The 26,366-nt window shown below is 69.8% G+C and carries 28 protein-coding genes and 3 tRNA genes; 7 read left to right on the forward strand and 24 right to left on the reverse strand.

Annotation, left to right across the window (positions count from 1 at the left end; translation table 11 throughout):
- From JJ691_RS37795 to JJ691_RS37835, 9 genes are all read right to left on the reverse strand, one after another.
- Complete coding sequence (locus tag JJ691_RS37795; protein WP_211764302.1) at nt 1-867, reverse strand: dihydrodipicolinate synthase family protein; 867 nt, start codon at nt 865-867, stop codon at nt 1-3.
- Nucleotides 864-2,090, reverse strand: a complete 1,227-nt coding sequence (locus tag JJ691_RS37800; RefSeq protein WP_211764303.1) for an FAD/NAD(P)-dependent oxidoreductase — start codon at nt 2,088-2,090, stop codon at nt 864-866. The genes JJ691_RS37795 and JJ691_RS37800 overlap by 4 nt, the downstream gene beginning before the upstream one ends.
- Nucleotides 2,087-2,278 (reverse strand): 2Fe-2S iron-sulfur cluster-binding protein, encoded by a 192-nt coding sequence (locus JJ691_RS37805; RefSeq protein WP_211764304.1) that lies wholly within the window; start codon nt 2,276-2,278, stop codon nt 2,087-2,089. Before JJ691_RS37805 ends, JJ691_RS37800 begins: the two co-directional genes overlap by 4 nt.
- Nucleotides 2,275-3,402 (reverse strand): NAD(P)/FAD-dependent oxidoreductase, encoded by a 1,128-nt coding sequence (locus JJ691_RS37810; protein WP_211771962.1) that lies wholly within the window; start codon nt 3,400-3,402, stop codon nt 2,275-2,277. The genes JJ691_RS37805 and JJ691_RS37810 overlap by 4 nt, the downstream gene beginning before the upstream one ends.
- Before the next feature lie 36 nt (nt 3,403-3,438).
- Nucleotides 3,439-4,032 carry a helix-turn-helix domain-containing protein gene (locus JJ691_RS37815; RefSeq protein WP_211764305.1) on the reverse strand — a complete coding sequence of 198 codons (594 nt, stop codon included), beginning with the start codon at nt 4,030-4,032 and terminating at the stop codon, nt 3,439-3,441.
- Between the two features lie 70 nt (nt 4,033-4,102).
- Nucleotides 4,103-6,571 (reverse strand): endonuclease/exonuclease/phosphatase family protein, encoded by a 2,469-nt coding sequence (locus JJ691_RS37820; RefSeq protein ID WP_305874106.1) that lies wholly within the window; start codon nt 6,569-6,571, stop codon nt 4,103-4,105.
- Between the two features lie 300 nt (nt 6,572-6,871).
- Nucleotides 6,872-6,956: transfer RNA gene (locus JJ691_RS37825), tRNA-Ser, on the reverse strand.
- A gap of 32 nt (nt 6,957-6,988) precedes the next feature.
- A complete protein-coding gene (locus JJ691_RS37830; protein WP_211764306.1) occupies nt 6,989-7,450 on the reverse strand; it encodes a nucleoside deaminase in 462 nt (153 codons plus the stop codon).
- Nucleotides 7,437-7,925 carry a tRNA adenosine deaminase-associated protein gene (locus JJ691_RS37835; protein ID WP_211764307.1) on the reverse strand — a complete coding sequence of 163 codons (489 nt, stop codon included), beginning with the start codon at nt 7,923-7,925 and terminating at the stop codon, nt 7,437-7,439. The genes JJ691_RS37830 and JJ691_RS37835 overlap by 14 nt, the downstream gene beginning before the upstream one ends.
- A 102-nt stretch (nt 7,926-8,027) precedes the next feature.
- Here JJ691_RS37835 and JJ691_RS37840 point away from each other — a divergent pair, with 102 nt between their 5' ends.
- Nucleotides 8,028-9,266: a M20 metallopeptidase family protein gene (locus tag JJ691_RS37840; protein WP_211764308.1), complete on the forward strand. Its 1,239-nt coding sequence runs from the start codon at nt 8,028-8,030 to the stop codon at nt 9,264-9,266.
- Nucleotides 9,267-9,330: 64 nt separating this feature from the next.
- Entirely contained in the window at nt 9,331-10,284 is a 954-nt protein-coding gene (locus JJ691_RS37845) for a prephenate dehydrogenase (RefSeq protein WP_442912505.1), read from the forward strand.
- On the opposite strand, the gene JJ691_RS37850 is transcribed toward JJ691_RS37845, so the two are convergent.
- Both JJ691_RS37850 and JJ691_RS37855 read right to left on the reverse strand, forming a co-directional pair.
- The gene (locus tag JJ691_RS37850) at nt 10,285-10,917 is read right to left on the reverse strand and encodes a putative glycolipid-binding domain-containing protein (protein ID WP_211764310.1); all 633 of its coding nucleotides are present in this window, start codon (nt 10,915-10,917) and stop codon (nt 10,285-10,287) included. It lies immediately after the preceding gene.
- A 109-nt stretch (nt 10,918-11,026) separates the two neighbouring features.
- Nucleotides 11,027-12,388 (reverse strand): thioester domain-containing protein, encoded by a 1,362-nt coding sequence (locus JJ691_RS37855; RefSeq protein ID WP_211764311.1) that lies wholly within the window; start codon nt 12,386-12,388, stop codon nt 11,027-11,029.
- 560 nt (nt 12,389-12,948) lie between these two features.
- Here JJ691_RS37855 and coaA point away from each other — a divergent pair.
- Nucleotides 12,949-13,875 (forward strand): type I pantothenate kinase, encoded by a 927-nt coding sequence (coaA, locus tag JJ691_RS37860; RefSeq protein ID WP_211764312.1) that lies wholly within the window; start codon nt 12,949-12,951, stop codon nt 13,873-13,875.
- 2 nt (nt 13,876-13,877) lie between these two features.
- On the opposite strand, the gene JJ691_RS37865 is transcribed toward coaA, so the two are convergent.
- The 3 genes from JJ691_RS37865 to JJ691_RS37875 are packed head-to-tail and all read right to left on the reverse strand — an operon-like array spanning nt 13,878 to nt 16,247.
- The gene (locus tag JJ691_RS37865) at nt 13,878-14,789 is read right to left on the reverse strand and encodes a LysR family transcriptional regulator (RefSeq protein WP_211764313.1); all 912 of its coding nucleotides are present in this window, start codon (nt 14,787-14,789) and stop codon (nt 13,878-13,880) included.
- On the reverse strand, nt 14,789-15,931 hold the full coding sequence (locus JJ691_RS37870; RefSeq protein ID WP_211764314.1) for an NAD(P)/FAD-dependent oxidoreductase: 1,143 nt from the start codon (nt 15,929-15,931) through the stop codon (nt 14,789-14,791). The genes JJ691_RS37865 and JJ691_RS37870 overlap by 1 nt, the downstream gene beginning before the upstream one ends.
- A 10-nt stretch (nt 15,932-15,941) precedes the next feature.
- Nucleotides 15,942-16,247: a hypothetical protein gene (locus JJ691_RS37875; RefSeq protein WP_211764315.1), complete on the reverse strand. Its 306-nt coding sequence runs from the start codon at nt 16,245-16,247 to the stop codon at nt 15,942-15,944.
- 176 nt (nt 16,248-16,423) lie between these two features.
- Between JJ691_RS37875 and JJ691_RS37880 the strand changes: the two genes are divergently transcribed.
- On the forward strand, nt 16,424-17,110 hold the full coding sequence (locus JJ691_RS37880) for a GntR family transcriptional regulator (protein ID WP_211764316.1): 687 nt from the start codon (nt 16,424-16,426) through the stop codon (nt 17,108-17,110).
- Here JJ691_RS37880 and JJ691_RS37885 read toward each other — a convergent pair.
- Nucleotides 17,091-18,569 carry an aromatic amino acid ammonia-lyase gene (locus JJ691_RS37885; RefSeq protein ID WP_249227275.1) on the reverse strand — a complete coding sequence of 493 codons (1,479 nt, stop codon included), beginning with the start codon at nt 18,567-18,569 and terminating at the stop codon, nt 17,091-17,093. The genes JJ691_RS37880 and JJ691_RS37885 overlap by 20 nt on opposite strands.
- A gap of 18 nt (nt 18,570-18,587) precedes the next feature.
- Nucleotides 18,588-18,977, reverse strand: a complete 390-nt coding sequence (locus JJ691_RS37890) for a rhodanese-like domain-containing protein (protein WP_211764317.1) — start codon at nt 18,975-18,977, stop codon at nt 18,588-18,590.
- 92 nt (nt 18,978-19,069) lie between these two features.
- Here JJ691_RS37890 and JJ691_RS37895 point away from each other — a divergent pair, with 92 nt between their 5' ends.
- Nucleotides 19,070-19,516 (forward strand): Lrp/AsnC family transcriptional regulator, encoded by a 447-nt coding sequence (locus tag JJ691_RS37895; RefSeq protein ID WP_211764318.1) that lies wholly within the window; start codon nt 19,070-19,072, stop codon nt 19,514-19,516.
- Here the strand turns inward: JJ691_RS37895 and JJ691_RS37900 are convergent.
- The 3 genes from JJ691_RS37900 to JJ691_RS37910 form a co-directional block, all read right to left on the reverse strand.
- Entirely contained in the window at nt 19,513-20,061 is a 549-nt protein-coding gene (locus JJ691_RS37900) for a hypothetical protein (RefSeq protein ID WP_211764319.1), read from the reverse strand. The genes JJ691_RS37895 and JJ691_RS37900 overlap by 4 nt on opposite strands.
- 290 nt (nt 20,062-20,351) lie before the next feature.
- Nucleotides 20,352-20,424, reverse strand: a tRNA-Arg gene (locus JJ691_RS37905).
- A 36-nt stretch (nt 20,425-20,460) separates the two neighbouring features.
- Nucleotides 20,461-20,549 (reverse strand) — tRNA-Ser (locus JJ691_RS37910).
- A gap of 193 nt (nt 20,550-20,742) precedes the next feature.
- On the opposite strand from JJ691_RS37910, the gene JJ691_RS37915 reads away from it, so the two are divergent.
- Complete coding sequence (locus JJ691_RS37915) at nt 20,743-21,495, forward strand: CoA transferase subunit A (RefSeq protein ID WP_211764320.1); 753 nt, start codon at nt 20,743-20,745, stop codon at nt 21,493-21,495.
- Nucleotides 21,495-22,139 (forward strand): CoA transferase subunit B, encoded by a 645-nt coding sequence (locus tag JJ691_RS37920; protein WP_211764321.1) that lies wholly within the window; start codon nt 21,495-21,497, stop codon nt 22,137-22,139. Before JJ691_RS37915 ends, JJ691_RS37920 begins: the two co-directional genes overlap by 1 nt.
- On the opposite strand, the gene JJ691_RS37925 is transcribed toward JJ691_RS37920, so the two are convergent.
- The 5 genes from JJ691_RS37925 to JJ691_RS37945 form a co-directional block, all read right to left on the reverse strand.
- Nucleotides 22,140-22,802: a dienelactone hydrolase family protein gene (locus JJ691_RS37925; RefSeq protein WP_211764322.1), complete on the reverse strand. Its 663-nt coding sequence runs from the start codon at nt 22,800-22,802 to the stop codon at nt 22,140-22,142.
- Between the two features lie 89 nt (nt 22,803-22,891).
- On the reverse strand, nt 22,892-23,467 hold the full coding sequence (locus JJ691_RS37930) for a class I SAM-dependent methyltransferase (RefSeq protein WP_211764323.1): 576 nt from the start codon (nt 23,465-23,467) through the stop codon (nt 22,892-22,894).
- On the reverse strand, nt 23,464-24,024 hold the full coding sequence (locus tag JJ691_RS37935) for a hypothetical protein (RefSeq protein WP_211764324.1): 561 nt from the start codon (nt 24,022-24,024) through the stop codon (nt 23,464-23,466). Before JJ691_RS37935 ends, JJ691_RS37930 begins: the two co-directional genes overlap by 4 nt.
- Nucleotides 24,025-24,088: 64 nt before the next feature.
- Nucleotides 24,089-25,672, reverse strand: a complete 1,584-nt coding sequence (locus JJ691_RS37940; protein WP_211764325.1) for an SdrD B-like domain-containing protein — start codon at nt 25,670-25,672, stop codon at nt 24,089-24,091.
- Nucleotides 25,673-25,872: 200 nt separating this feature from the next.
- Nucleotides 25,873-26,136, reverse strand: coding sequence for a hypothetical protein (locus JJ691_RS37945; RefSeq protein WP_211764326.1), 264 nt, complete (start codon nt 26,134-26,136; stop codon nt 25,873-25,875).
- Nucleotides 26,137-26,366 lie beyond the last annotated feature (230 nt).

Here is a 26,366-nt window from a genome sequence, read left to right on the forward strand (position 1 = left end):
TCAGGCCATCCGGGCGAGATCGGCGTCCAACCGGGCGCGGTTGGCCTCGGTCAGCGGGCCGCGCGGCGGCCGGCACGGGCCGCCGTAACGGCCGATCTTGTCCATCACGTACTTGATGGCCTGCACGAACTCGGTCCGCGAGTCCCAGCGGAACACCGCGACCAGGCGCTCGTACAGCTTGCGGGCCTCCTCGACCCGACCTTCCCGGGCCAGGTTGAACAGCTCCACCGACTCGGCCGGATAGGCGTTGGGGAAGCCGGCGAACCAGCCGGTCGCGCCCATCAGCACCGCCTCCAGCAACACGTCGTCCGCGCCGGCGGCGATCGCGAGGCCCGGGGCCTGCTCGCGGATCTCCAGCACGCGGCGGACGTCGCCGGAGAACTCCTTGACCGCCAGCACGTTGTCGATCTGGCTGATCTCACGCAGCAACTGCGGCGTGAGGTCGACCTTGGTGTCGAAGGGGTTGTTGTAGACCATCACCGGCAGTCCGACCGAGGCCACGGCGGCGAAGTGGTCGATCACCTCGCGGTCGTTGGCCCGGTACATGGTCGGTGGCAGGCAGAGCAGGCCGTCCGCGCCGTCCTCGGCGGCCAGTTCGGCCCAGCGCCTGGCCTGGTGCGAGCCCGGCGCGTGCACGCCGACGACCACGATGCCGTCGTCCCCGACGGTGTCGATGGCGGTCCTGGCCACGGCCCGGCGCTCGTCGTCGGTGAGCGACGAGTACTCGCCGAGCGAGCCGTTGGGGCCGACGCCGTGGCAGCCGTTGTCGATCAGCCAGCGGCAGTGCTCGGCGTAGCGGTCGAAGTCGATGCTCAGATCGTCGTGGTACGGCAGCGCGGTCGCGACCACAACTCCATCGAAGATCATGGCTCCTCCACGGGATTGGCGGCGAGGTCGCCCAGCGGGATCGGGGTGGCGATCGGCCGGCGGGCGAAGGTGGTGGGATCGAGATCGAGCAGGTCGGCCACGGTCGCGCCGCAGATGCGGCCCTGGCAGGGGCCGAGTCCGGCGCGGCTGGTGAGCTTCACGGCCCGGGTCGCCGTGGTGCCGCGGTGGGTGGCCGCCCGCAGCTTGTGGTGGGTGACTTTCTCGCAGCGGCAGATGATCGTGTCGTCGGTGAGCCAGCTCCGCCAACCCGGCTTGATCGGATACACCCTGGTCAGGGCCTCAGCGAAGCGCCGGTCGACGGTCAGTTCAGATGTTGTGCCGGCGGCTGCGGCGCCAGCGATGACGCCCTCGTGGGCCGCCAGTTCCGCGCCGCCGATGCCGGTGATCTCACCGGCCGCGAAGACCCACGGCACCGAGGTTCGCTGCTGCGCGTCGACCTCGACGAAGCCGTCGCGCAGCCGGCAGCCGGCCGAGATGGCCAGTTCGAGCTGCGGCACGAAGCCGTAGCCGACACAGACCGCGTCGACCGGAATTCGCTTGGTCTGCAAGGGATTCCAGTCGGCGTCGAGCTTGGCCACGGTGACTTCGCGAACCCGGTCGTCGCCGTGCGCGGCGATCACCGCGCTGCGTTCACGGAAGTACGGGGCGACCTTGGCGTACCGAGCGAGCTCTTTGAGCTTGCTCCGGCCGGCGATCAACGCCTTCGGTTCGCCGAGCCAGTCGCGTGACGGGGAATTCGCCTCGAACACCCGTACCTTGGCCCCGACGTCCAGCAGCGAGCTGGCCACCGGCAGCAGGAACGGCCCGGTCCCGGCGACGACCACGTTGCGGCCCAAGGAAATTCCTTGTCCCTTGGCCATCGCCTGGGCCGCACCGGCGGTGTAGACGCCGGGCAGGTCCCAGCCGGGGAACGGCAGGGTGCGGTCGTACGCGCCAGTGGCCAGGATCAGCTTCGATGCCGTGACGACACGAGAACCGGTGAGATGCAGGCGGTTGCCTTCGATCGCCCAGACCTGGGTCTCCGGCAGGTGTCGCACGCGGTCATGGGCAACGCGGATCTCCTTGGCCCGGAAGGACTGTCGGTGATACTGCCCGCCGATCCGAGGCGCGGAGTCGATCAGCAGCACGTCCTGGCCGGCTCTCGCCGCCGTGACAGCGGCGTTGACACCAGCCGGTCCGGCGCCGACCACAACGACGGTCATCGGGTGCTCACCTCGTCACCCTCGCGCAGAACCCGTTGGCAGGCCCGGACATCCGGCACGCCATTGACCGTGACCAGGCAGCCGTGGCAGACGCCGATGGCGCAGAAGACGCCGATGTTCGGCACCACGGCGGCGATCGTCCGGCCGGGTTCGACCGTCGTCGGTTGGCCGTTGACCGTGACGTTCATGCCGCCAGCCCCGGCCGGTCGACCCGGAACGGCGTCGGGTCGAGATGCGGATTCTGGCCGGTCATCAGCTCCGCCAGCAGGCGGCCGGTGGCCACGGCCAGGCCGATGCCGGCACCCTCGTGGCCGGTGGCGTGCCAGAGGCCCGGCCTGCGGGGATCTTCGCCGATGACCGGCAGGTGATCCGGCATGTACGGCCGGAATCCGCCATACGCCCGCATCACGTTCACGGTGGCCAGCTTGGGAAAGAGCCGGATCGCCTTGGCAGCCAGCTCACGCAGGACGTCGACCTGGATGGTGTCGTCGAAGCCGACCCGCTGCCGGCTGGAGCCGATCAGCACGGTGCCGGCCGGCGTGGACTCCACCACCGTCGAGGTCTGGAGATCGGCGTCGCCGCTGGCCACCGCGCCGACGTAGTCCGCGTCGTACACCTTGTGCCGCACCAGATCCGCCACCGGCGTGGTCACCAGGATCAGACCGCGCCGGGGCAGCACCGGGATCGGCGCGCCCAGTCGAGCGGCGAGCTCCCCGGCCCATGGACCGCAGGCGTTGACGATGTGATCGCAGGCGATGGTCCCGCTGTCCGTCACCAGGGCTTTTCCGGTCGCGCCGAGCGCGGTCACGCCGGAGAGGAGCTGGCCGCCACGCTGCCGCACGGCGGAAAGCAGCGTGGTGGCCAGCAGCACGGGTTGCACCTGGCCGTCTTCGGGGTAGTGGACGGCCGCGGTGATCTCGCGGGTCAGGTTCGGCTCCAGCTCGAACGCCTCTTGCGCGGTGATCTGGTGCGCCTGCACGCCGGCTTCTCGTTGCCGGGCCGCGAATTCGCGCAGCGGCCCCGGATCCGTGGTCCCGACGACCAGGCCGCCCTTGGGTTCCCATTCCACATCGGACAGCTCCGGCCCGAGCTCGTCGGCCAGTTTCGCCAGCAGTTCCGGGAGTTGCCGGCGGGAGGCCTGGGCCAGTTCCAGTTCCGGCCCGGGTTCCTTGTCCGAGACCAGCACGTTGCCCTCGCAGGCGCCGGTCGTGCCGGCGGCCGGGCCGCTCCGGTCGACCACGGTGACCGCCACGCCGGCCGCGCTGAGGGCCTCGGCGCAGGCCGCGCCGATTGCCCCGGCGCCTACGACCACAACGTGCACGGACACCTCCGTTCGTTAAAATGAACGCTACGGGTCCGGGGTGGCGCAGGTCAAGGCCGGCGGGCCGGCATCCGAGGGGTACTGGAGCATCAGCACAGACAGCACCGGCTCCTCGACCGCCCGGTAGATGTGCGGCCGGTCGGCCGGGAAGCTCACGTAGTCGCCGGGGCCCAGCTCGTACGGGTCGTCCGGCGGGCCGATCAGCAGCCGGCCGGTGACCACGGTGACGTGCTCGATGCCGGCGTGCCCGTCGGAGTGCTGCTGCTGGCCGGGGCGGACCCGCTGGTCGTAGACCTCGAACACGGTCTCGGTGACGTCCAGCCGGCGCAGCATCCGCAGGTCGACCGCGTTGCTGCTGAGCACGTCCAGGTCGGCCGAGCGCACCAGGACCACGTCCGGGTCGCTGCGCAACGTCAGCAGGCTCGACACCGGCACACTCAAGGCGTTCGACAAACTGAACACGGTCTCGATGGTGGGATTGCCGGCCCCGGACTCCAGCTGGGACAGCGTGCCCTTGGCGATACCGGAGCGGCGGGCCAGCTCGGACAGCGACAGGCCGCTGCGCTCGCGCAGCACCTTCAGATTCGCCGCCAACACCTGGCCGGCCCGGGGTTGTGTCACACCCCCCACAATGCCAGGAAGGGGGCTTTCCTAGCGTTCAACGCCAGGAAAGCCCCCTTCCAGTCATCGGCTACTTGGCCGGCGGGGCGAACAGGTGGGCCAGGTCGAGCAGCTGGTCCAACAGCTCGTTGCCGGTGCTGGGCCGGAACCGGACCACCTGCGGGTCGTGGTCGCTGGCCTGGTCGGCGAACTCGGCGTTGACGTGCACCACGTCGTACTGCACGCCACGCGGCGCGGTGCTGACCAGCAGGTGGTCGAGCACCTCGGAGTTGCCCTGGTAGACGTAGCTGTAGCGCTGGTTGGCCGGCAGCTCGTTCACCAGGTCACGCAGCTTGCCACCGGCGGTGAGGGTGGCCACCGTCGGCGAGAACTGCATGTCGTTGAAGTCGCCCGGAATGACGATGTTGGCCTTCTTGTTCACCGCCAGGATCTGGTCGACGAACGCCCGCAGCGCCGCCGTCTGCTGCCCGCGCTGCACCTCAGAGCTGCGGGTCGGCGGCTGGTTGCGACCCACGTCCGGCTGGTCGCCGAGCTTGGACACCAGGTGATTGCCGATCACGATGACCTCGCGGCCCTGGAACCGGAACTCGGCGGCCAGCGGCTTGCGGCTGGCGGTCCAGGCCGGGTTGGTCGGGTCGACGCGGCCCGGCGAGATCGACAGCTCGGCCTGCCCGTGGTTGTTGACGATCGTCGTCGCGGTCGTCGCGTCGCCGCCCGGACGGTCCACAAGGGACACCCGCTTCGGGTTGTAGAAGAAGGCGATCCGGATGTTGCCGCCCGGCTGGCCGCCGTCGGCGTCGTTGGTCGGATCGATCTCCGTCCACTTGTACTGCGGGCCGCCCGCCGCCACCACGGCGTCGGCGAACTTCTGCAGCGTCTGGTCGGCCGCGACCACGCCGTTGTCGGTGGCCCCGGAGTTGTCCTGGATCTCCTCCAGCGACACGACGTCCGGCGCGGCCAGGTTGTGCACCAGGTTGCCGGCCAGCCGGTCGAACTTGGCCTGCGGGTCGGTCGGCGCCAGGTTCTCCACGTTGTAGGTGGCCACCGCCAGCTCGTCCACGGTCTGCTTGGCCGTGGTCTCCGGCTTGATGCCACCCGAGACCAGGCCACCCAGCTGCGTCGCCTGCACCACGTAACCGCCGAACTGGGTGTAGTCCAGCGGGCCCGCGGTGGCGCCCGTGAGCTTGTCGCCCACGTTCGCCTTGGGGAACGGCGTCTGGGAGAACGGGATCAGCGACTGCAACTCGAGCCGGCCCGAGTTGTTGTCGTCGTAGCCCAGGTAGACCGTGCCGCCGCGGACGCTCGGGTTCTGCGCCGGCTTGGTCGTCACGTACAGCTCGTTGTACTTGTCGGTCGGGCCGACCACGCGGGCGTCGTCCACCTCGACCCGCATGCCCTCACGGGACTCGAAGAAGTCCAGCGCGTACTTGTCCGGCTGCAACTGGAGCGACTCGATGTTGCCGCCGGTCGGGGCGAAGGCCGTCGGCACCGTGTCCGGGTGCAGGATTTCGGCCGCCGGCAGCGGATTGCCCGAGGAGAGCACCGTGACCGTCGGCGAGTCGATCTCCGTGTTGGACTGGTAGAGCGACTTCGCGCCGCTCTCGTCCGGGTAGAACTCCGACACCTTGCCGGCGACCTTGATCGAGTCGCCCGGCTGGACGGCGACCTTGGCCGAGCCGGTGTAGACGAAGATGCCCTCGCTGGTGCGCGGGTCGCTGTCCGGGTTCGGGTCCTGGAAGAAGAAGCCCTGGCTGGAGCCGAAGGAGCGGACGCCGGTCACGATGCCCGGCACGTCGACCACCTGCTTGCCGACCAGCGGCGAGAGGCGGGTCGTGCCCTGGATGTCGTGGATGCGGGCCGGGGTGCCGGTCGGCGGGGTCGTGCCGCCGCCACCGGTCGTCTCGCCCTTGCTGTTGGTCGGGGCGGGCGTGCCGGCGGCGAAGTCCTTGGAGTTGTCGTCGGTGTCAGCCGCCGTGCGGGTCACCGCCGTCGTGTTGCTCGGGGCCGGGGCGCTCGTGCCCTCGACCACCACCGCGCCGCCGAAGCCCACCAGGTCGTGCACCCGCGGATCCGCCGCGCAGTCCGCCGCAGTCAGACAGGTCAGCGGGTCCTTGCCACTTACCAGGGCGACCGTGCCCGCCGTCGCCGACATGTTGATCGTGCCCGTGGCGTCCGCGGTCGGCAGCGCCGTCGTGCCACCGGTGCCCTTCGCCTCACCCACCAGGTACTTGCCGCCCGGGGCGATGCTGCCGGTCAGCACCGTCGCCTGCCAGGTGCTCGTCGGCTTCGGGGCCGCCGGCAGGTACTGCACGCTCCAGCCGTCCACCGACACCGCCGCCGCGGCCCGGTTGGCCAGCTCGACGTAGTCGGAGGTCAGGGTGGCGCCGGCGTTGCCGCCGCCCCCGTACACCTCGGCGATCACGGCATCGGCGCTCGGCGCCGCCGTGGCCGGGGACGCCGTCACGACCAGGCCGGCCGACAGCAGCGCGGTCACCGCCGTGCCGGCCAGGGCTCTGCGGCGGTGTGGAGATGGGGTCACCCTCGTCCTCCTAGCTCAGTGGTCGGGGCATCCTCCCCCGGTTGAGTGAACGAAGGGAGGCTTTTGCGCAACGGTTACCTGCTAGTACGAACGTGTCGTCGGGATTGCGCCGTTCGCGGTAAGGAGGGCCATTCCGGCCGCTGAACCCAGGGTCCGACACGACGAGTGGAAGCGGTTTGTCGAGCGCGCCAAGGTGCCAGACCACACAGGCCCGCGGCCTGCACGGGCGAACTGAGACCAGAACTGCAACCACATGTCAGAGCCCCGGCAACCAGGTTCGGTTGCCGGGGCTCTGAGCAGCGGTGGCGGTGGGATTTGAACCCACGGAGGGTCTCCCCTCACACGCTTTCGAGGCGTGCTCCTTCGGCCGCTCGGACACGCCACCGGTAAGAACATTACAGGAGGGGTCGAAGCGGGTTACACGTGGGGGCGGCGGGCGGTGAAGAAGGAGTCCATGAGGGCGGCGCACTCCTGTTCGAGGACGCCGCCGCGGACCTCGGGGCGGTGGTTGAGGCGACGGTCGCGGACGACGTCCCAGAGAGAGCCGACGGCGCCGGTCTTGGGTTCCCAGGCGCCGAACACGAGGCGCGAGACGCGGGCCAGGACGAGGGCGCCGGCGCACATGGTGCAGGGCTCGACGGTGACGGCGAGGGTGCAGCCCTCCAGACGCCAGCCGTCGCCGAGGACGGTGGCAGCGGCGCGGAGGGCGAGGATCTCGGCGTGGGCGGTGGGGTCGCCGAGGCGTTCCCGGGCGTTGCACGCGGAGGCGAGCTCACGGCCGTCGGCGTCGATCACCACGGCGCCGATGGGGATGTCGTCGCCGGCCTCGCGGGCGGCCCTCAGCGCGGCCCGGACCAGCTCCTCGTCACTGCTGGACACGGTCGACGAGGGCGCCGAACTCGGCGCTGAAGCCGCAGCGCTGGGCGATCATCTGAAGCTGCTCGTCCGGGTAGAGGTCGACCTCGTCGACGATCACCTGCAGCTCACCCTCGGGCATCCCCAGGTCGGCCAGGATGGCCAGGTCGCCCTCGGGCCACAGGCCGTCGTCCTCGTCGTCGGGCGGCTCGACGCGCAGCAGGTCCAGCACGTCGGCGGCGATGTCGTAGTCCAGCGCGGCGGCGGCGTCGGACAGCAGCAGGGACACCCCGCCGGGGCTGGGCCGCAGCAGCACGAAGAACTCGTCGTCGACGTTGAGCATGCCGAACAGGGCCCCGGTCGACCGGATCTTCCGCAGCGCGGTGATGGCGGCGTCGAGCTCGTTCAGGGTGTCCAGTTCGAGCGAGCTGCACCGCCACTTGCCGTCCTCCCGGACGACGGCGACACCGAAACCACCGACCGGCTCGTGCACCGACATGTGCACACCGTATGCGCCCGGGCCGGTCACCCGGAAGCACTATCCCCCAAGCCGGCCTCACGAAGATCGGCCAGACGGAGGTTACGGTGGGACCATGGCTGGATGACCACTTCAGCGGCACGCCCTGCAACCACCCAGTCAGGTGACCCCAGGCTCGCTGGTCTCATCGAGGCCGCCCGCGCGCTCCAGCCACGGACCGTGGCGCTGCGCCGGCAGGTGCACAAGCACCCTGAGCTGGGCCTGAGGCTCCCCCAGACGCAGGCGGCGGTGCTGCACGCGCTGGAGGGTCTGCCGCTGGAGGTCACGACCGGCAAGTCCACCGATTCGGTGGTCGGGGTGCTGCACGGGGCCCGCCCGGGCCCCACGGTGCTGCTGCGGGCCGACATGGACGCGTTGCCCCTGACGGAGCAGACCGGCTGTGCCTTCGCCTCCGAGGTGCACGGGACGATGCACGCGTGCGGGCACGACACGCACGTGGCGATGCTCGCCTCGGCGGCCCGGCTGCTGTGCGCCCGCAAGGAGGCTCTCAACGGGCACGTGGTGTTCATGTTCCAGCCCGGCGAGGAGGGCCACCACGGGGCCAAGCACATGATCGACGAAGGCGTGCTCGGCGCGTCCGGCCTGCTCGCGAACAAGGCGTTCGCGCTGCACATCACCTCGACGGTGCGCTCCGGCGTGATCACCAGCCGGCCCGGCCCGATCATGGCCGCCGCCGACGTCTTCCGGGTCCGGGTCATCGGCCGCGGCGGGCACGCCTCGCAGCCGCACAAGGCCCTCGACCCGGTGCCGGCCGCCGCGGCGATGGTCGGCGCACTGCAGACGATGATCACCCGCCGGGTCAACGCGTCCGAGCCGGCCGTGATCACCGTGGCCAAGATCGCCGCCGGCACCACCAGCAACATCATCCCGGAGATCGCCGAGCTGGAGGGCACCATCCGGACCTTCTCCGAGACCACCCGCACCCTGGTGCACACCGAGGCCAAGCGGATCTGCGAGCACACTGCCGCCGCCTACGGCTGCTCGGCGACGTTCCAGATCGAGCGCGGCTACCCGATCACCGCGAACGACCCCGAGGTCGCCGCGAACGTGCTCGACCTGGCCAGCTCGGTGCTCGGGTCGCGCTACAGCGAGCCGATGATCGACCCGATGATGGGCGCGGAGGACTTCTCGTACGTGACCAGGCAGATTCCCGGCACGATGGCCTTCCTGGGCGCCTGCCCGCCGTCGATCGGGCTGGACGAGGCCGCCCCCAACCACTCCAACCGGGTGCTGTTCGACGAGGCCGCGATGGAGCACGGGGTGGCCATGCACGCCGCCTTCGCCCTCGACTCGCTGCGTTAACACCCGGGGTGGTTTCGCCAGGTCCGCCCGTGCCGGCAGGATGGGGCACGTGCTGCCTGTTTGTGTGATCGGAATGGGTCTGATCGGCGGGTCCGTCATGCGCGCCGCGAGCGCGGCCGGCCGGGCGACCTGGGGTGCCACCGCGTCCACCACAGATGCCGAGGCCGCGCGGGCCGCCGGCTTCACCGTCGAGGACAGCGTCGACGACGCGCTGCGCCGGGCGGACGAGGAGGACGCCCTCATCGTGCTGGCCGTGCCGCTGACCGCGCTGGCCGAGGTGCTGCGGTCGGTGTCGGCCTACGCGCCCGGCTGTCGGCTCACCGACGTCATCAGCGTCAAGGGCGCGGTGTCGGAAGCCGTCCGCAAGATCAACCCGTACGCCCGGTACGTCGGCGGGCACCCGATGGCCGGCACCTCCCGGTCCGGGTGGGCCGCCGGCTCGGCCGAGCTGTTCCGGGACGCCGCCTGGGTCGTCACCACCGAGGACGACAGCGACCAGGAGGTGTGGACCGAGGTCGTGCAGCTGGCGTTGGCCTGCGGCGCCCACGTGGTGCCGGCCTCCGCCTCCGCGCACGACGACGCCGTGGCCCGTATCTCCCACCTGCCGCACCTGCTCGCCGCCGTGCTGGCCAGCGTCGGCGCCTCCGGCGGTCCGCTGTCGTTGGCCCTGGCCGCCGGCGCCTTCGGCGACGGCACCCGGGTCGCCGGCAGCCGGCCCGAGCTCGTGCAGGCCATGTGCGAGGGCAACCGGGCCGCGCTGCTCGACGCCGTCGACGACGCCCTCGGCCGCCTCGGCGCCGCCCGCGGCTCGCTGGCCTCCACCGGTGGGCTCGCCGCCACCGTCAACGCCGGGCACCTGGCCCGGCGGGAGTTGGAACAGCACCGCTCGGGCGCCCGGCACGGCGTCAAGGTCGACCTGGAGGCCCGGGGCGCCCTGGCCAACCTCCGCGACCTCGGCAACAAGGGCGGCCGGCTGACCTCACTGGACGGCAGCGTCGCCATCGTCCAGATGCTGTGATCAGACCCGGCGGGCCAGACCCGGGTACTCGACCACCAGGCCGTTGGGGTCGACGCTGAGCTCGACCGAGGCGTCGCCGCGGTCGAACGCGAGGACGCTGCCGCTCTCGTCCACGGAGACGGTGCGGTAGCGCTCGTGGACGAGGCTGACCGACAGGTCCGGCAGTGACACCCAGACCACCGGCAGCTCGTGCTCGCCGGCCTCGCGGTGCAGGCCGAGGCGGCGCACCGGCAGGGCGTTGAACAGCACGCTGCTCTGCAGGTTCACGTCGAGCGCGCCCTCGAAGTCACGGCGCTCGGCGCCGCGGCCGCGGTCGACGATCCACAGGCCGTCCTCGGTGCGGCTGAGCGACAGGGTGCGCTCTTCCTCCGCGGTGGTGCTGCGCAGCAGCAGCCGGCTCACCACGCCGTCCTCACCGACGGACAGCTCGAACGAGGCGTTGTAGGCCTCGTGCCCCCCGATGGCGGCCGCGACCACTCGGCCGCTGCCCTTGATCCGGTTCTCGGACAGCACCAGCCGGGCCGACTCGAGGCGGGGGCCGGTCAGGCCCTGCCACGTCACCATCACCGGACGGCGGCCGGCACGGGGCGTGCTGTCGGACTGTGCGGGCTCAGTCGCGTTGGGGACGTTCACTGTCCACCTTTCGAGGTCAGGGTCGACAACGGAGCGTACCTAACCGAAACAACCGTGGGGCCTCCCGTTTACACGGGAGGCCCCACATGGCTCAGCGGATCAGCTGTTGTCAGCTGTGGTTGGCCTTACGGCGGCGGACGAAGAACAGCGCGCCGATGCCCGCGCCGATCAGCACCACACCGGCGATGGCCGGGCCGATCACCGAGGCGCCGGTGTAAGCCAGCGTGTTGGTGTCAGCCGTGGTGGTCGGGGTCGGCGTGGTGCAGGTCGGAGCCGGGGTCGTGGCGGTCGTGCTGCCACCGTTGCCCGGGGTGGTCGTCTTGGTCGTCGTGGTCGGGCTCGGCGAGGTGGACGGCACACACGGGGTGCTGCTGGTCGTGGTCGGCGGCGCCGTGGTCGTGGTCGTCGGCGGCGTGGTCGTGGTCGGCGGCGTGGGGGTGGTCCACGCGACCTTGGCCTGGGCTGACACGGTGACCTTGCTGGCCTGCGCGACGATCAGCGGCTGGGTGCAGTGCGTGGGGTCCGTGCCGTTGTCCTTGCACCGCTGCGGGGTGTCCTTGACACCGACGAAGATGCGGCCGAGCTCCAGCGTGGCCTCGGCGGAGATGTCGAACGTCGTGTTGCCCGCGGCGGTGCCGTCAGCGATCTTGACGAAGACGCTGTCGCCGTCCTTGACCGAGGTGACCGGGTTGCCCTTGGCGTCGGTCAGCGTGACGCCCTTGGGGAACTTGCTGGTGTCCAGCTTCAGGTCGCCGGTCGCGGTGCTCTTGATGACGAACGGGCCGACCAGGTCGCCGTTCTGCTTGGCGTTGTCCGACACGATGTTCAGCGTCGGCTTCGGCTGGTCCAGACCGGGGTTCTTGTCGGTCAGGAAGTGGTACAGCTTGTCGACGTCCTGGACGACCTTGTCGGAGTACGGCTTGCCGTTCTTGTCGCCGTTCTTGGCGCTGATCAGGTCGACGCCGTCGCTGAAGTGCCAGATGGCGGACTGGGTCGCGCCGACGGCCTCTTCCTGGGTCAGGTCCGGGATGCCCGCAGCCTTGGCCAGGTCGGCCAGCTTCACAGTGGGGTACGAGTTGTGCAGCACCCAGTTGATCTGCGACTTGTTCTTGTCGAACAGCACACTGGGGTTCGGGTACTTGTCCCAGTCGACCTCGTGCATCGTGACGTCGCGCTGGATGTTGCGCGTGAGGCCGATGCAGTAGGTCAGGACCGGGTCCTTGACGCCTTCGATCTTGAGCGCGATCAGCGTGGTGATCTCGGGCGTCGTCTGCTGCTTGTCGTTCTTCAGTTCGACGTCGACACCGCGTGTCCCGCCGCCGACCGGGGTCGCGGTCACCGACGAGGTGCCGTCCGCCGGGACCTGAGCTGCCGGGGCGTCCGCGAACGCCAGCGGCGCCGCCGACATCAGGGCGATCGAGGCGCCGAGCACAGCGGCGGCGATACGACCCGGGTGGAACCGGTTTGCCATGACTCTCCTCGTTTGACTGCCTGCTAGCGCTGGTCCCCGACCTCTGACCTGCCCTGCGGTGTCACGGTTCGAGCAAAACTGCCCCGAAAGGGCGTATCCGAAGCTCGTGACACATAGTCCGAACAGGCGAATTGCGCCGCGTTCGGTGAAAGTCCTGTGTGGAACGCCGCGTCACAGTACTCGACAGGGTGACGACAGCTTCGTTGGACTCACCCGATAGTGTTTGACCTGGGGATACGCCACCCAGACGTGACGCAAGGCGAAGATCGACTAGACGAGCCGATCTCGGTTATCACCGAGCGTCACGAAAATCGCCGGCCTCGCACATGAATCATGGCCGCATCGAGTTATCCACAGGTCAGTGTTTGCGCTGGTCACATCGACGCAAACGATTACGGCCCCAGGAAACCGTCGATGTCTCGCGATAAGATCGTTACCCAACGGAGACAACTTGATCTCGACGGTTACTCCGTTCGTGGCAAACCGTCGGCTGCTCAGCGTCGTCAACATCACGTGTCGCGGGGGTGAACGAAACCCGGACCGGCGGGGAGACTGTGCACGTGACGCGAGCTCGGGATCTGACCCCGTACGTGGAACTGGGGCGGGAGCACTGGCGTGAGCTGCGCGCGGCGACGCCGATGAGCCTCACCTCCGACGAGCTGCACCGCCTGCAGGGCCTCGGCGACCGGGTGTCACTGGACGAGGTCGCGGACATCTACCTGCCGCTGTCCCGACTGATCAACCTTCAGGTCGCCGCCCGGCAGAGGCTGCACGCGGCCACCACGACCTTCCTCGGCGAGCCGTCCGAGAAGGTCCCGTTCATCATCGGCGTCGCCGGCAGCGTCGCCGTGGGCAAATCCACCACCGCCCGCATCCTCCAGGCGCTGCTGGCCCGGTGGAGCGACCACCCGCGGGTCGACCTGATCACCACCGACGGCTTTCTGCTGCCCAACGCCGAGCTGGAGCGGCGGGGCCTGATGACCCGCAAGGGTTTCCCGGAGAGCTACGACCGCCGCGCCCTGGTCCGCTTCGTCGCCGACGTCAAGGCCGGCGCCCCCGAGGTCGAGGCGCCCGTCTACTCCCACCTCAGCTACGACATCGTGCCCGGCACCCGGCAACTGGTGCGGCAGCCCGACATCCTCATCGTCGAGGGCCTCAACGTGCTCCAGCCCGGCGCCCGCCTCGCCGTGTCCGACCTGTTCGACTTCTCGATCTACGTCGACGCCCGCATCGACTGCATCCAGCAGTGGTACGTCAGCCGCTTCCTCAAGCTGCGGGACACCGCCTTCGCCAACCCCGCCTCGTACTTCCACCGGTTCGCGTCGCTGACCGACGAGCAGGCCATGGCCCGGGCGACCCAGATCTGGCAGGAGATCAACGAGCCCAACCTGGTCAACAACATCCGGCCCACCCGCGGCCGGGCGACCCTGGTGCTGCGCAAGGAAGCCGACCACTCCATCAGCCGCGTTCGGATGAAAAAGCTCTGAGCTCAGCCCCAACGTTGGGCGATGGCCTGGCACTGGGCCCGAAGCGCGTCCAGCACGATGGGCAGCAGGGGGTTGGTGTTGCTGGGGCGGTGCAGGGCGAGGATGCGTCGGAACACCTCGGAGTCGGCGATGCGCAGCACACCGAGGCCGGAGTCGACGCCGATGGCCAGCTTGGGCACGACGGCGACGCCGAGGCCGCGGCGGACCAGTGAGCAGACGACGCCGTAGTCGTTGCTGCGCAAGGTGATGCGGGGGACGAAGCCGGCGGTGGCGCAGAGGCGTTCCAGGGACTTGGAGCCGGCGGTGTCGCTGCGGGTGCAGATCCAGCGCTCGTCGGCGACCTCCACAAGGGACGCGTCGGGCCGGGCGGCCAGGCGGTGCGCGGGGGAGGTGACCAGCATCAGGGGCTCGGACAGCAGCGGGGTGGCGATGAGTTCCCGAGGCCAGGTCCGGGGATCGAGGTCGTAGGCGAACACGACGGCGGCGTCGCGGTCGCCGTCGAGCACACCGGCCAGCACCTCGTCGGGTTCGCCCTCGTCCAGCAGGACATCGGCGCCGGGGCGGCGTTCGACGATGGCGGCCAGGGTGGAGGCCATGATCCGGGCGTTGGCGGTGGCGAAGCTGGCCAGCCGCAGCGTGCCGGCGTCGCCACGGGTCAGGGCCCGCACCTCACGCTCCAGTTCGGACAGTGCGGCGAGCGCGTCCCGACTGAGCAGCGCCATCCGCTCGGCGATGGCGGTCGGCCGGACGCTGCGGGCGGAGCGCTCGAACAGTTGGGCGCCGACAGCCCGTTCCAGCATGGCGATCTGTTGCGACACGGCGGAAGTCGTGTAGCCGAGCAGGCGCGCGGTCTCGGCGAACGAGCCGGTCCGGACCGCCTCGGTCAGGGTGCGAAGGTGGATGGGGTTCAGCATCAGACGCAGTTCAGTTCGGGACGTTCCGAACTGGCCGCGAAGCGGTCGACGGACAGGCCGGACACGTCGACCACGGGCGGCACGCCGAGCACCAGGTCCCGCAGCACCTCGCCGACGGCCGGCCCCTGCAGGAACCCGTGCCCGGAGAACCCGGTCGCGTACAGCAGCCGGCTGACGTCGGCGGCCTCGCCGATCAGGGCGTTGTGGTCGGGGCTCATCTCGTACAGCCCGGCCCAGCGGTGGGCGATGCCGACCTCGGCCAGCGCCGGCGCCCGCCGCTGCACGGCGTCGGCCAGCCCGGGCAGCCACTCGTCGCCGGTGCTCAGGTGGAAACCCGGCTGCTGGTCCGGGTCGGACATGCCGACCAACAGCCCCGGCCCCTCGGGGTGGAAGTAGAACGTGGTGCCGAAATCAATGGTCATCGGCAGGCCGGCGGGCAGATTCGGCATTTCCGACGTCACGATGATCTGCCGCCGCAGCGGCACCACCGGTAGCGGCACGCCGGCCATCTCGCCGACCGCCGCCGACCACGCGCCGGCCGCGACGACAACGGTCGACGTGTCGACAAGTCCCTGTGTCGTCCGCACGCCGGTGATCACGCCGTCCGCGACTTCGATGCCGGTCACCTCGCAGTGCCGACGGATCCGGGCGCCCAGCGCCCGAGCGCCGCGGGCGTAGCCCTGGACCACGGCCTCGGGCGTGCAGTGGCCGTCCGTCGGCGAGAACGCGGCGGCGAGCAGGCCGTCGCCGATGACCAGTGGCGACAGTTCGAGCGCCTGGTCGACGGTCAGCATCCGGCTCGGCACGCCGAGCTCGTTCTGCAGCCGAACGCCCGCTTCGAACGCGTCGACGTCGGCCTCGTCGTCGAGCAGGAACAGGTAGCCATGCTGACGGAGGTCGATCTCCGCGCCGGGCCGCTGACCGAACCGCTCGAACGCGGCCAGCGAGCGCCGGGCCAGCTCGATGTTGGCCGGGTCGGAGAACTGGGCCCGCACGCCGCCGGCCGCCCGACAGGTGCTGCCGGAGCCGAGTTCGTCCCGTTCCAGCAGCAGGACGTCCACACCCGCCTCGGCAAGATGGAAGGCCGTGGACAGGCCCATCACACCACCGCCGACGACGATCACCTCGGCTCGCTCGGTCATGTGATTCACGCTAAGCCAGGATCGCGGCGAGCACGCCGGCAAACAACCCAATTAGCGCACACAGCGCAGCGCCGATTCGAGGGTATGGCCGACCCGGCACCCAGCGCAGGACCGGCACCAGCACCTGGGACACCAGCAGCGACGCGGCCGCGAGCACGGCGATCGAGCGCAGTCCACCGCCGGTGAAGCTGGTCGGCACCTGCGGCACGAACAGCGCCGCCGCCGCGATGACCGACAGCCAGATCGACACCACCGGCCCGACGGTCACCACGAGCACCAGCAGCGCGAACAGGTGCGCGGCGCGTTGCTCCTTCACGAGGTCAACCGTAGTTGTCGTGAGCGGGGCGAGGCGCCCATCCCCCGCCGCCGCCCACGTCACGCACGCCCGGCCGGTCTCACTGTGGCACCGACGGCGTCACACGCTGGGGTGGAGCTTGGCCGCCCGAACCGGTGAAAATATATTGTTCAACGGTTGTCGCTGAAGGGAGCCCAGTGGCCGATCCGACCGGCGGACCGGTGGAGCTGCTCGCCGCCGACCGCATTCAGCTGGACCGTGTGAGCACCGCGGAACGCGTCTCCGACGTGCTGCGCACCCGGATCATCGTCGGCGACCTGCCGCCGGGCACCCGGCTGTCGGAGGAAGCGATCGGCTCCGCGCTGGGCGTCTCCCGCAACACGCTGCGTGAGGCGTTCCGGCTGCTCACCCACGAGCGGCTGCTGGTGCACGAGCTGAATCGCGGCGTGTTCGTGCGGACGCTGACCAAGGACGACGTCACCGACCTGTACCGGCTGCGCAAGGTCGTCGAGTGCGGGGCGCTGCGCTATGCCGAGGTCACCGACGAGGACCTGCGGCGTGTGCAGGCGGTCGTGGACGAGGCCAAGGCGGCCGCCGCACGTTCGGACTGGGTCGCGGTCGGCACCCAGAACCTGCGGTTCCACCAGGCGCTGTGCGAGCTCGCCGGCAGCCCGCGGGTCGTCGACATGATGCGTGGCATCCTCGCCGAGCTACGGCTGGTGTTCCACGTGATGGGCGATCCGCGGCGCTTCCACGAGCCCTACATCCAGCGCAACCAGGAGATCCTGGCCGCGCTGGCCGAGCAGGGCCGGGAGCGGGCCGAACAGATGCTCGCCGAGTACCTGGACGATGCCGAGCAGCAGCTCACGCAGGCTTATCTGTGACCCTGCGGAGCTGCTCCGCCATCTCCACGTGCTCGCCGGTGAGCAGCGCGCTCGCCGTCATCAGGTCCACGGTCAGCGGCCGGTCCTCGGTCTCCGTGGGCAGGATGGCCACCGCGTTGTCGAACGCGGCCCGCAGTTCGACGCTGTTGTTCGGGTGCATCTGTCGCATCCGGAGCACCCGGACGCTGGCGATCAGCTCGCACGCCAGCGCGATCACGAAGTGCGGCACCACCTCGCCGGTCATCCGGGCCGACTGGGCCGAGAAGCTGGCGTGCTCCTCGACGCCCCGGGACAACGTGGCGTGGCCCAGAACCGCCGGCATGGCCATCGACCGGAAGCTGGCCAGCGAGGCCGCGGCGGTGTACTCGATCACCATCAGGCCGGAGCTGCCGCTGGCCTCGTCCGCCGCGAACGGCCGCAGGCCGGTGTAGTTCGGCTCGCACAGCATCGCCAGCCGGTTCACCGACAGCTGCGCCGTCTGCAGCGCCGACAGCCGCGCCTTGTCCAGGGCGAGGCTGAGCGTGATGCTGTGAAAACCGCCGTGGTGGAAGACGTCGCCGTCCAACACCGACACCAGCGGATTCTCCGCGCCTGCGTTGATCTCCACGCTGAGCACCTGCTCCAGCGCCGACAGGCCGTCCACCGCCTCGCCGTGCACCTGCGGGAAGCAGCGCAGGCCGAACGGGTCCTGCACCCGGGCCGGCGTGTGCGTGATCTCGCCGAGCAGGTCGCGGATACGTCGCGCCACCAGCTGGCTGCCGTGGTGCGGCCGCGACTGGTGGACCACCTCCGCGAACGGCTCGGGCGAGCCGTCCACCGCGAGCAGCGACAGCGCCGCCGTCGTGCACGTCTGGTCCAGCAACGCCGACAGCTGTCCCTGTGCCAGCACCGACTGGCCGATCGTCAGGGCGTTGCTGCTCAGGAAGGCCAGTGCGTCCGAGGTCGCGAAGTCGATCGGCGGCAACGGGTGCGGGCCCATCCACGGCTGCTCGCCGAGCAGGGTCAACGCCAGCTCGGCCAACGCCGTCAGGTCGCCCGTGCCGATCGCGCCGATGGAGTGCACCTGCGGGAAGCAGCGTGCGTTGAGGGCCAGCGCCAGCGAATCCAGCACGTGTTCGGACACCCCGGAGTGGCCCGCGAGGATCTGGTTGGCGCGCACGACCATCATCGCCCGCGCTTCCGTCTCCGGGATCAGCGGTCCCGTGCCACCCGCGTGGCTACGGAGCAGGCGACGCCCGAAGGCCGCCACTTCCTGCGCCTCCACGCTGACCATGCGGTTGGCGCCCACACCCGTCGTGCGGCCATAGACCGGACGCCGGCCCGTGACTTCCTGGGCCAGGTCCGCCGCCCGCCGCACCCATTCCCGTGCTGTCGGGTCGATGCTCACCGGCTCGCCGCGGACGGCGACCGCGATCACCTCCGCGCACGTCAACGACTTCCCGTCGAGCACAACTGCCACAGTGCGAAGGTTAACTCGTCAACAACCGCAGTCCAGTGCTCGAACCGGAGCCGTCAGCGGGTCGGGTTCGCCCAGCTTGTCGCCGTCGTCCGTGCGGATCGGGAAGCCCTCCCTGATCCAGTACTCGATGCCGCCGATCATCTCCCGGACCTGGAATCCCCTGCGTGTGAGCTCCGCCGCCGCCTTCGTCGCCCCGTTGCAGCCCGGTCCCCAGCAGTAGGTCACCACCGGAACCGCCGGGTCCAGCCGCGCCCCTTCCAGTCGGATCGCCCCCGGGATCCGGCCCTGGCCCCACGCCTGCGCACTTCTGGTGTCCACCAGCACGAACCCCGGGTCTCCGCTGCTCAGGGCCTTTTCCACGTCGCTGACGTCCGTCTGGAACTCCAGACACATTTCAAAGAAGTTCATGCCTCAACGCTATGGACCGGATCCCTCGCTCTGAACCTAAGATCCACGGCACTTCTCACCCGTTGCCAGCTTTTCCATGCCATTCTGCCTCTGTGACCACGGATTCCCTGGACTCCACCGACTGGCGCATCCTGGAGGCACTCCAGGCCGACGGCCGCGCCAGCTACGCCGAGCTCGCCCGCGCCGTCTCCATGTCCCCCTCCGCCGTCACCGAACGCGTCCGCCGTCTCGAGGAGGCCGGCGTCATCACCGGCTACTCCGCCGTCGTCGACCCCGAACGCCTCGGCCTGTCGATCATGGCCTTCGTCCGCCTGCGCTACCCCACCAACAACTACAAGCCGTTCCACAGCCTCGTCGACACCACTCCGGAGATCACCGAGGCGCACCACGTCACCGGCGAGGACTGCTTCGTCCTCAAGGTCCTCGCCCGCTCCATGCGCCACCTGGAGGAGGTCACCGGCCGCATTTCCACCCTCGGCCCCGTCACCACCACCATCGTCTATTCCAGCCCACTGCCCCGCCGTCCGCTCACGCCTTAGTTCCCCAACGTCAGGGCTACCCGCCCCGCCTTGGCGTCGTCCGCCGTCACCGTGACCTTGCCCCGATGCGTGATCTCGACTTGGTAGAACTTGTCGTCGTTCGGCACGGCCGACACCACGATCGAGAACGTGCAGCCCGACATACCAAGGCTTTGCGGTCGCGTGATCGCTCCGATCGCGTCGACCTTGCCCGCCGCGTCGTAGACCGTCACCGATGCCCCGTCCGCTATGTCGCTGTACCCGCCACTGCCGTGGCACGCGCCGCCGACTGTGGACGAGGTTCCGTAAAGGCTGAATGTCCCCAGCAGCGTGAACGTCGTGGGTGCAGCTTTGCCGCTAGTCGTCGCCCCGCCACCGGTTGCAGCTATGAGCAGTGACGCTGGCCCCGGCCCTTTCGGCTGGCTCAGTCCCCACACCACGCTCAGCAGCAATGCCCCAACCGCCACCCCACCCACGAACGGCCCCGCCCACCGTCGTCGCCTGGGTGTCACCAACTCCTGATCAATCACCGGCCCATTCGGCCCGGCACCTTCGCTCTCGTCCACCTCGCGGCCCTCCAGACTCGCCGTCGCCCGACAAGTCCGCCATCCGCCACATTCCGTTAGCCCCTCCCCCCGAACCGCAACCTCCCGCGGCGAGCGCAGCGAAGCCCCACCCACCCCAGGGCGAGCGAAGCGAAGCCTGACCCGAGGGCGATGGCGCAGCCGAGCCCGCAGGGGGGCGCAGGGGGGCGAAGCCCGCCCTGCCTGGGGGTGTGGGGCGCGAGCCCCACAAAACACAAAGCAAGAGCCCTGTTTCGTCAAAGACGAAACAGGGCTCTCCCAGCTCTTGCGCGTGCGCCCGAAGGGATTCGAACCCCTAACCTTCTGATCCGTAGTCAGATGCTCTATCCGTTGAGCTACGGGCGCGTGTTCAGTTGTCATCCTAGCAGAACCAGGATGTTGCGGAGGCTCCGGGATTTGAACCCGGGATGGGGGTGAACCCAAACCGCATTAGCAGTGCGGCGCCATAGACCAGACTAGGCGAAGCCTCCCCGGAGCCCTCGGCTACCGTCGATAAGACTACACACTCCGCCCGCAGGCTCCAAAACGGGGGGTCAGATGGGGTGTGACCTGCGGGTTCGGCTTGAGCGGTGTGGCGTGGGCCACCCCCGGTCGGAGGTGGACGGCCGTGGCGGGCGGTCACTAGCGTGAACGGGTCCACATCGACGTGGCCGGGGAGTGAAAATGGACAAGGTGCGGCCGTCCGCGGCGGACGCGGTCAGTGATCTGCCTGCGGGGGCGACCCTCGCCGTTGGCGGATTCGGGTTGTGCGGGATTCCGAGCGATCTGATCGGAGCGGTGCACGACCTTGGGGTAGGCGACCTGAAGGTCGTGTCGAACAACTGCGGTGTGGACGACTGGGGCCTGGGCGTCCTGCTGCACGATCGGCGGATCTCCCGGATGACGTCCTCGTACGTGGGCGAGAACAAGGAGTTCGCCCGCCAGTACCTGTCGGGCGAGCTAGAGGTGGAGCTGGTCCCGCAGGGCACGCTGGCGGAGCGGCTGCGGGCGGGTGGCTGCGGCATCCCGGCGTTCTTCACGCCGGCGGGTGGCGGCACGCAGATCGCGGAGGGCGGCCTGCCCTGGCGGTACGCGCCGGACGGCGGGGTGGCGGTGGCGTCACCGCCGAAGGAGACGCGGACGTTCGACGGCCGCGACTACGTGCTGGAAGAGGCCATCACCACCGACTTCGCGCTGGTGCGGGCGGCGAAGGGCGACCGGCACGGGAACCTGGTCTTCAACAAGTCGGCGATGAACTTCAACCCGCTGTGCGCGATGGCCGGCCGGGTGACGGTGGCCGAGGTGGAGGAGCTGGTGGAGCCGGGCGAGCTGGACCCGGAGCACGTGCACCTGCCGGGCATCTTCGTGCAGCGGGTGGTGCTGGTGACCAACAGCGACAAGCGCATCGAGCGCCGGACCGTGAGGGAGGCCCAGTGATGGGCTGGAGCAGGCAGGAGATCGCCGCCCGGGCCGCGCGGGAGCTCGAGGACGGCCAGTACGTGAACCTGGGCATCGGCCTGCCGACGCTGGTGCCGAACTACCTGCCCGAGGGCGTCACGGTGGTGCTGCACAGCGAGAACGGCATCCTGGGCACCGGCCCGTACCCGACGGACGACGCGGTGGATCCGGATCTGATCAACGCGGGCAAGGAAACCGTGACGACGCTGCCGGGTGCGGCGTTCTTCGACTCGGCGCTGTCGTTCGGCATGATCCGCGGCGGCCACATCGACACCGCGATTCTGGGCGCCATGCAGGTGTCGGCGTCGGGCGACCTCGCCAACTGGGCCATCCCGGGCAAGCTGATCAAGGGCATGGGCGGCGCGATGGACCTGGTGCACGGGGCCCGCCGGGTGATCGTGATCATGGAGCACACCGCCAAGGACGGCTCGCCGAAGATCCTCAAGGAGTGCTCGCTGCCGTTCACCGGCCGCGGGGTGGTCCAGCGGATCATCACCGACCTGGCCGTGCTGGACATCACGCCGGACGGCCTGCGGCTGGTGGAGCTGGCGCCTGGGGTGTCGGTGGACGACGTCCGATCGGCCACCGAGCCGGAGATCTCGGTGGCCGCCGGCGTCGCCTGATCAGCGCAGGTGTGAGTCGAACCAGTTGAGGGTGCGCTGCCACGCTTCGGCACTGGCCTTCGGGTCGGTGTCGAAGCGGTGGTTGGCCTGCGCCACCCGGACGACGTCGGTGGCGACGGGGGCTGAGGCGGCGGCGTCGCGCAGCTTGTCGACCTCCTCGGCGGTGACGTGCTCGTCCTGCTCGCCGTAGAGGCCGAGCCACGGACAGCTCAGCTCGTGTGCGACATCGACCAGCGAGGGCATGCCGTCGGACAGCGGCGCGAGGATGCCCCGACCGGAGACGCTGACCGCCGCGCCGATGGCGCGCCTGGTCGCCACGATCAGGGCGGCGGCGCCGCCGAGGTCGAAGCCGATGACGCCGGTCCGGTCGGGGGTGATGCCCCGCTCGGCGAGCCACACGCAGGCGACGTCGATGTCCGCGAGCACGGATTCGACGGGCAGCTGCGCGGGCAGCTCGTCGGCGTCCGGGTAGAGGTGCGGCGCCACCACGAGCCAGCCCTCGGCCGCCAGCGAGCCGGCCAGCAGCCGGACCGTGTCGGTGACCCCGCGGGCCTCGTGCAGCAGCACCAGACCGCCCCGCGCTGCGACGTCCGGTTCCGCGGCTGTCACGCGCAGCTCGCGTCCGTCGGTCAACGGCAGGTTTTCGGTCCTGGTTTCCGTCATCTCACCACCCAATCACGCCGGGGTGAACTCCAGTCAACGCGACCGGCCCCCTGGCCCGCCGAGCGTTGCCTACCCGTTGTGATCCACGTCTAAACGCGCCGGGGACGGCGCATCACGTGCACCAGCGCGGGCGGCACGTTGTCCCAGATGGTCCTGGTGAGCACGACTTCCTCGAAGCAGCGCCGAAAGCCGGCCAGCTGCCGTTTGGACGGCCCGGCCCAGCGGGTCCAGGTGTAGGTGAACTGGGTGAAGACGCCAGCCGGGGCCATGGCCGTCGCGACGGCGTCGGTGAGCTTGCCTCGGTATGCCGCCCACGGCAGCCCGCTGATCACCACATCGGCCCGGATTCCCCGGTCCGCCAACAGTTCCGGCAATCGCTCGGCGTCGGAGACGATCACTTCGACGTCCGGAAAGCGCTTGGCCAGCACGTCGGCCAGGCGCGGGTTGAGTTCCACAGCGAGGTGCCGGCCGCGGCCGTCCAGTCGGGACTGGATCACCTCGGTGAACGCGCCGGTGCCGGGCCCGAGTTCGACGACCACCGGTTCGCCCTGTTCGGGAATGGGCGCCACCATCTGCTCAGACAGCGCTTTCGAGCTGGGGATCGCCGACGCGGTGGTGAGCGGCGAGCGGATGAACTCCCGGAAGAAGATTCCTGCGTTGCTCACGGCGCGGCCCCAGTCAGTCGGTGGTCGGTGCGGCGCACACCGTACGGACCGAGCGCTAACAGGAAGCAAACTGCGGTGAGTGGGATCAGGTCGAGACTGCACACGGTGAGCGCGGTGCCGATGGCCAGCAGCACCGGGCTCCACCACCCCAGTTCACACCGGTTGAGCACGGCCAGCGCGATCAGGCAGACGTAGAACAGCGCCGTCCCGACCACATAGACGCCGGGCAGCAGGGCCGGCACGGACTGGATCTGGTCGTAGAGCACGTCCATCCCGGCCCGGTCATGGGCGAGCAGGCCGACCACGATGTCGATCACCGCCTGGGCGACCGCCGCAGCCGCCCCGAGCAGGCCCACCGCGGCGATGACCGGCGCCGTGCCCCGCCGGTCGCCGAGCGTCAGCAGCACCGGCACGAACAGCACGAACCCGGCCAGGAACAGCAGGTGTGACACCGTCCAGCCGACGCCCGGCCCGTGATCGGTGAGCAACCGCACCATGCCGTAGCCGCCGAGCAGCAGCGGCGCGGCGACAAAAGCCATGTCCCGTACCTTGACCATGCTTCGAGCCTGCGCCGCGGCACAGGCTCGAAGCATCAGGGTCCAACCCTGGCGTTGCCCTGGTTCAGCTGGTCCGACGCCGCCGGGACAGCAGCACCAGACCGAAGCCGATGACCAGCGCGCCGATCGCCGTCCCGGTCAGGGTCAGCACGTCGGCGGCCCCGGTGTTGGCCAGCACCGGCGACGCCTGCGGGGCCGGCGTCGTCGGGGCGGTCGGTGTGGTCGGGGGCGCAGACGGGTCCGGCTGGTCCGGGCCCGGCACAACGGCGATGTCCGACCCGGGGTTGTCGCCCTCGAAGACGGTCCACGGCTCGCTGTCGACCAGCTTCCACGGGCCGACCAGGCCGATGTCGTACAGGCCGGCGGGCACCCCGGTGAACTTGTACTTGCCTTCGGCGTCGGTGACCGTGCTGGCGACGATCTTCTTCACGATGTGGTCGGTCAGGTAGATCTTGACGCCAGCGACGGCGCTCTTGTCGTGCAGCAGCGTGCCCTCGACAGACGCCACCGCGCCGGTCACCCGCGCAAGCGCCATCTCCGCGTGCACGCCCTCCGGGTACGCGGGGAACTGGCCGAAGTCGCACGACAGGTCGGTGTAGCCGTAGCGGTGAGCCTCGGCGGGCACCGGCGAGGTCACGTCGAGCGTCACCGTCCCGTGCGCGGGCACCGTGACCCCGCGGCGGCCGATGGCGAGATCACCCCAGCCGCTCAGGTCGCCACCCATGGCATGGGATTCGCCGCTGCGGTCGCAGGCCGCCGTGATGCCGGCCAGGTCGTAGTCACCGCCGTTGGTCAGCGTCACCGTCACGTGCGCGATGTCGCCGACCGCGTAGGTGTCGGCGTTCAGCTTCACCGAAGCCTTGAGGGTGTCGGCGACCGGTCGCCGACCCTGCACGCTGACTTCCAGCGACTTGTCGTCGACCTGCCATCGCGCGGCCGGCAGCACATAGCCCTGCACGGTGCCGAAGCTCGCCGTGTACAGGCCAGACGGGATGTCCTTGAACGTGAACTTGCCGTCGGCGTCGGTCTGCACCGCCGGCGGGGTCGTGCTCGGCACGCCGCCGGTGATCGTGACCTGCACGCCGGACAGGCCTTCGCCCTGGTCGTACTTGCCGTTGCCGTTGGCATCGCCGTACAGCGTGCCCACGATGCCGCCCTTGGTCGGCGTGACCGTGGCCGTCGCGTCGACGGCCCGAAACGTGCTGTCCACCGGCTCGTAGACGCGCACGATGGCCAGAGCCGTGATCGGCTTGTTCGGGTCCAGGATCGTGCCGGTGAACGTGCGGACCTCGGTGGCGCCCGGAGCCATGGCCACCCCGGGTCCGTTGAGCCAGATGCTCTGCGAGTCCTTGATCTCCCACTTGAGGTTGTCCGCCGAGGCGACCAGCCGCACCGCGGGCACCAGGGCCTCGCCAATGTTGGTGATCTTGATGGAGCCGGTGACCGTGTCGCCCGAGTGGTACGACGGCTGGTCGAACTTGATCGACACGTCGAACTTCGGCGCGGGCTGGTCGGCGTGCTGCTGCACGTTGGAGCCGGCGCTGGTCGGCGTCTCATCGGCCGCCGCGACACCGCTCAGTGCCGTGGTCAGCGCAATGGTCAGAGCGCCGGATCCGATCGCGATCCGGCGCAACAGGGTGTGCGTCAAGAGAAGAACCCCTCCCCTGGTTCGGTCACCCGGCACAAGCCGGGTCTATCGCCAGGATCGGCGGTAACCACTCGTCGCGTTACACACCCGACGCACCGGACCGACAACCGCCGCTACGCCCTGTCGCTGTGGCGCTGCCGCAAGCGGGCGGTCAACTCGGTGAACATCTGGTCGACGAGCTTCCTGATACGGGCGGCTTGCTAAATTTGGCCGCCCACCTTTCCCATTCCCGCGACCTTGACGTTCGAGCCCCCTTCAGCTGGCACGACCTGCGCGGTGAAATTCTCGCCCCACGTGAAGGCGCTGGCACCCTTGCTGAAGTTCACCGTCATCGTGAAGTCGTCGGAATCCTTGAGCTTGAACCGTTCGCCGACGACCTCCACCAGGGTCGCAAAGGTATCGTTCGGCGGTACGGGAAAGTAGCGTTCAAGGTCTTGATTGCCAACCGAGCCAAGCCAGGCCATATTTCCTCCACGTCAACGAAACCGTACAGAACAGCCGCGATCAGCCGTCGGCGATTCTCAACAGATTCCCCAAAAAATCACCCAAACCTGCCCCACTATCGCCACAGCCACAACACGCGTTACTCCAGCAACCACAACCCCGACAAAGCCTCCCGGGCCCTGACCGGCGCTCGATGGCGAGCACCAGTGGCGAGCGAAGCGAAGCCTTGATCCGAGGGCGATGGCGAAGC

The organism is Kutzneria sp. CA-103260 (genome assembly GCF_018263855.1).
GTDB lineage: Bacteria > Actinomycetota > Actinomycetes > Mycobacteriales > Pseudonocardiaceae > Kutzneria.

What these genes read in the sequence shown, in the direction of transcription:
- JJ691_RS37795 (WP_211764302.1), bottom strand. Translation starts at nt 867, where the DNA reads ATGATCTTCGATGGAGTTGTGGTCGCGACCGCGCTGCCGTACCACGAC.
- JJ691_RS37800 (WP_211764303.1), bottom strand. Translation starts at nt 2,090, where the DNA reads ATGACCGTCGTTGTGGTCGGCGCCGGACCGGCTGGTGTCAACGCCGCT.
- JJ691_RS37805 (WP_211764304.1), bottom strand. Translation starts at nt 2,278, where the DNA reads ATGAACGTCACGGTCAACGGCCAACCGACGACGGTCGAACCCGGCCGG.
- JJ691_RS37835 (WP_211764307.1), bottom strand. Translation starts at nt 7,925, where the DNA reads ATGTCGGTGCACGAGCCGGTCGGTGGTTTCGGTGTCGCCGTCGTCCGG.
- JJ691_RS37840 (WP_211764308.1), top strand. Translation starts at nt 8,028, where the DNA reads ATGACCACTTCAGCGGCACGCCCTGCAACCACCCAGTCAGGTGACCCC.
- JJ691_RS37855 (WP_211764311.1), bottom strand. Translation starts at nt 12,388, where the DNA reads ATGGCAAACCGGTTCCACCCGGGTCGTATCGCCGCCGCTGTGCTCGGC.
- JJ691_RS37865 (WP_211764313.1), bottom strand. Translation starts at nt 14,789, where the DNA reads ATGCTGAACCCCATCCACCTTCGCACCCTGACCGAGGCGGTCCGGACC.
- JJ691_RS37870 (WP_211764314.1), bottom strand. Translation starts at nt 15,931, where the DNA reads ATGACCGAGCGAGCCGAGGTGATCGTCGTCGGCGGTGGTGTGATGGGC.
- JJ691_RS37890 (WP_211764317.1), bottom strand. Translation starts at nt 18,977, where the DNA reads ATGAACTTCTTTGAAATGTGTCTGGAGTTCCAGACGGACGTCAGCGAC.
- JJ691_RS37915 (WP_211764320.1), top strand. Translation starts at nt 20,743, where the DNA reads ATGGACAAGGTGCGGCCGTCCGCGGCGGACGCGGTCAGTGATCTGCCT.
- JJ691_RS37920 (WP_211764321.1), top strand. Translation starts at nt 21,495, where the DNA reads ATGGGCTGGAGCAGGCAGGAGATCGCCGCCCGGGCCGCGCGGGAGCTC.
- JJ691_RS37925 (WP_211764322.1), bottom strand. Translation starts at nt 22,802, where the DNA reads ATGACGGAAACCAGGACCGAAAACCTGCCGTTGACCGACGGACGCGAG.
- JJ691_RS37935 (WP_211764324.1), bottom strand. Translation starts at nt 24,024, where the DNA reads ATGGTCAAGGTACGGGACATGGCTTTTGTCGCCGCGCCGCTGCTGCTC.
- JJ691_RS37945 (WP_211764326.1), bottom strand. Translation starts at nt 26,136, where the DNA reads ATGGCCTGGCTTGGCTCGGTTGGCAATCAAGACCTTGAACGCTACTTT.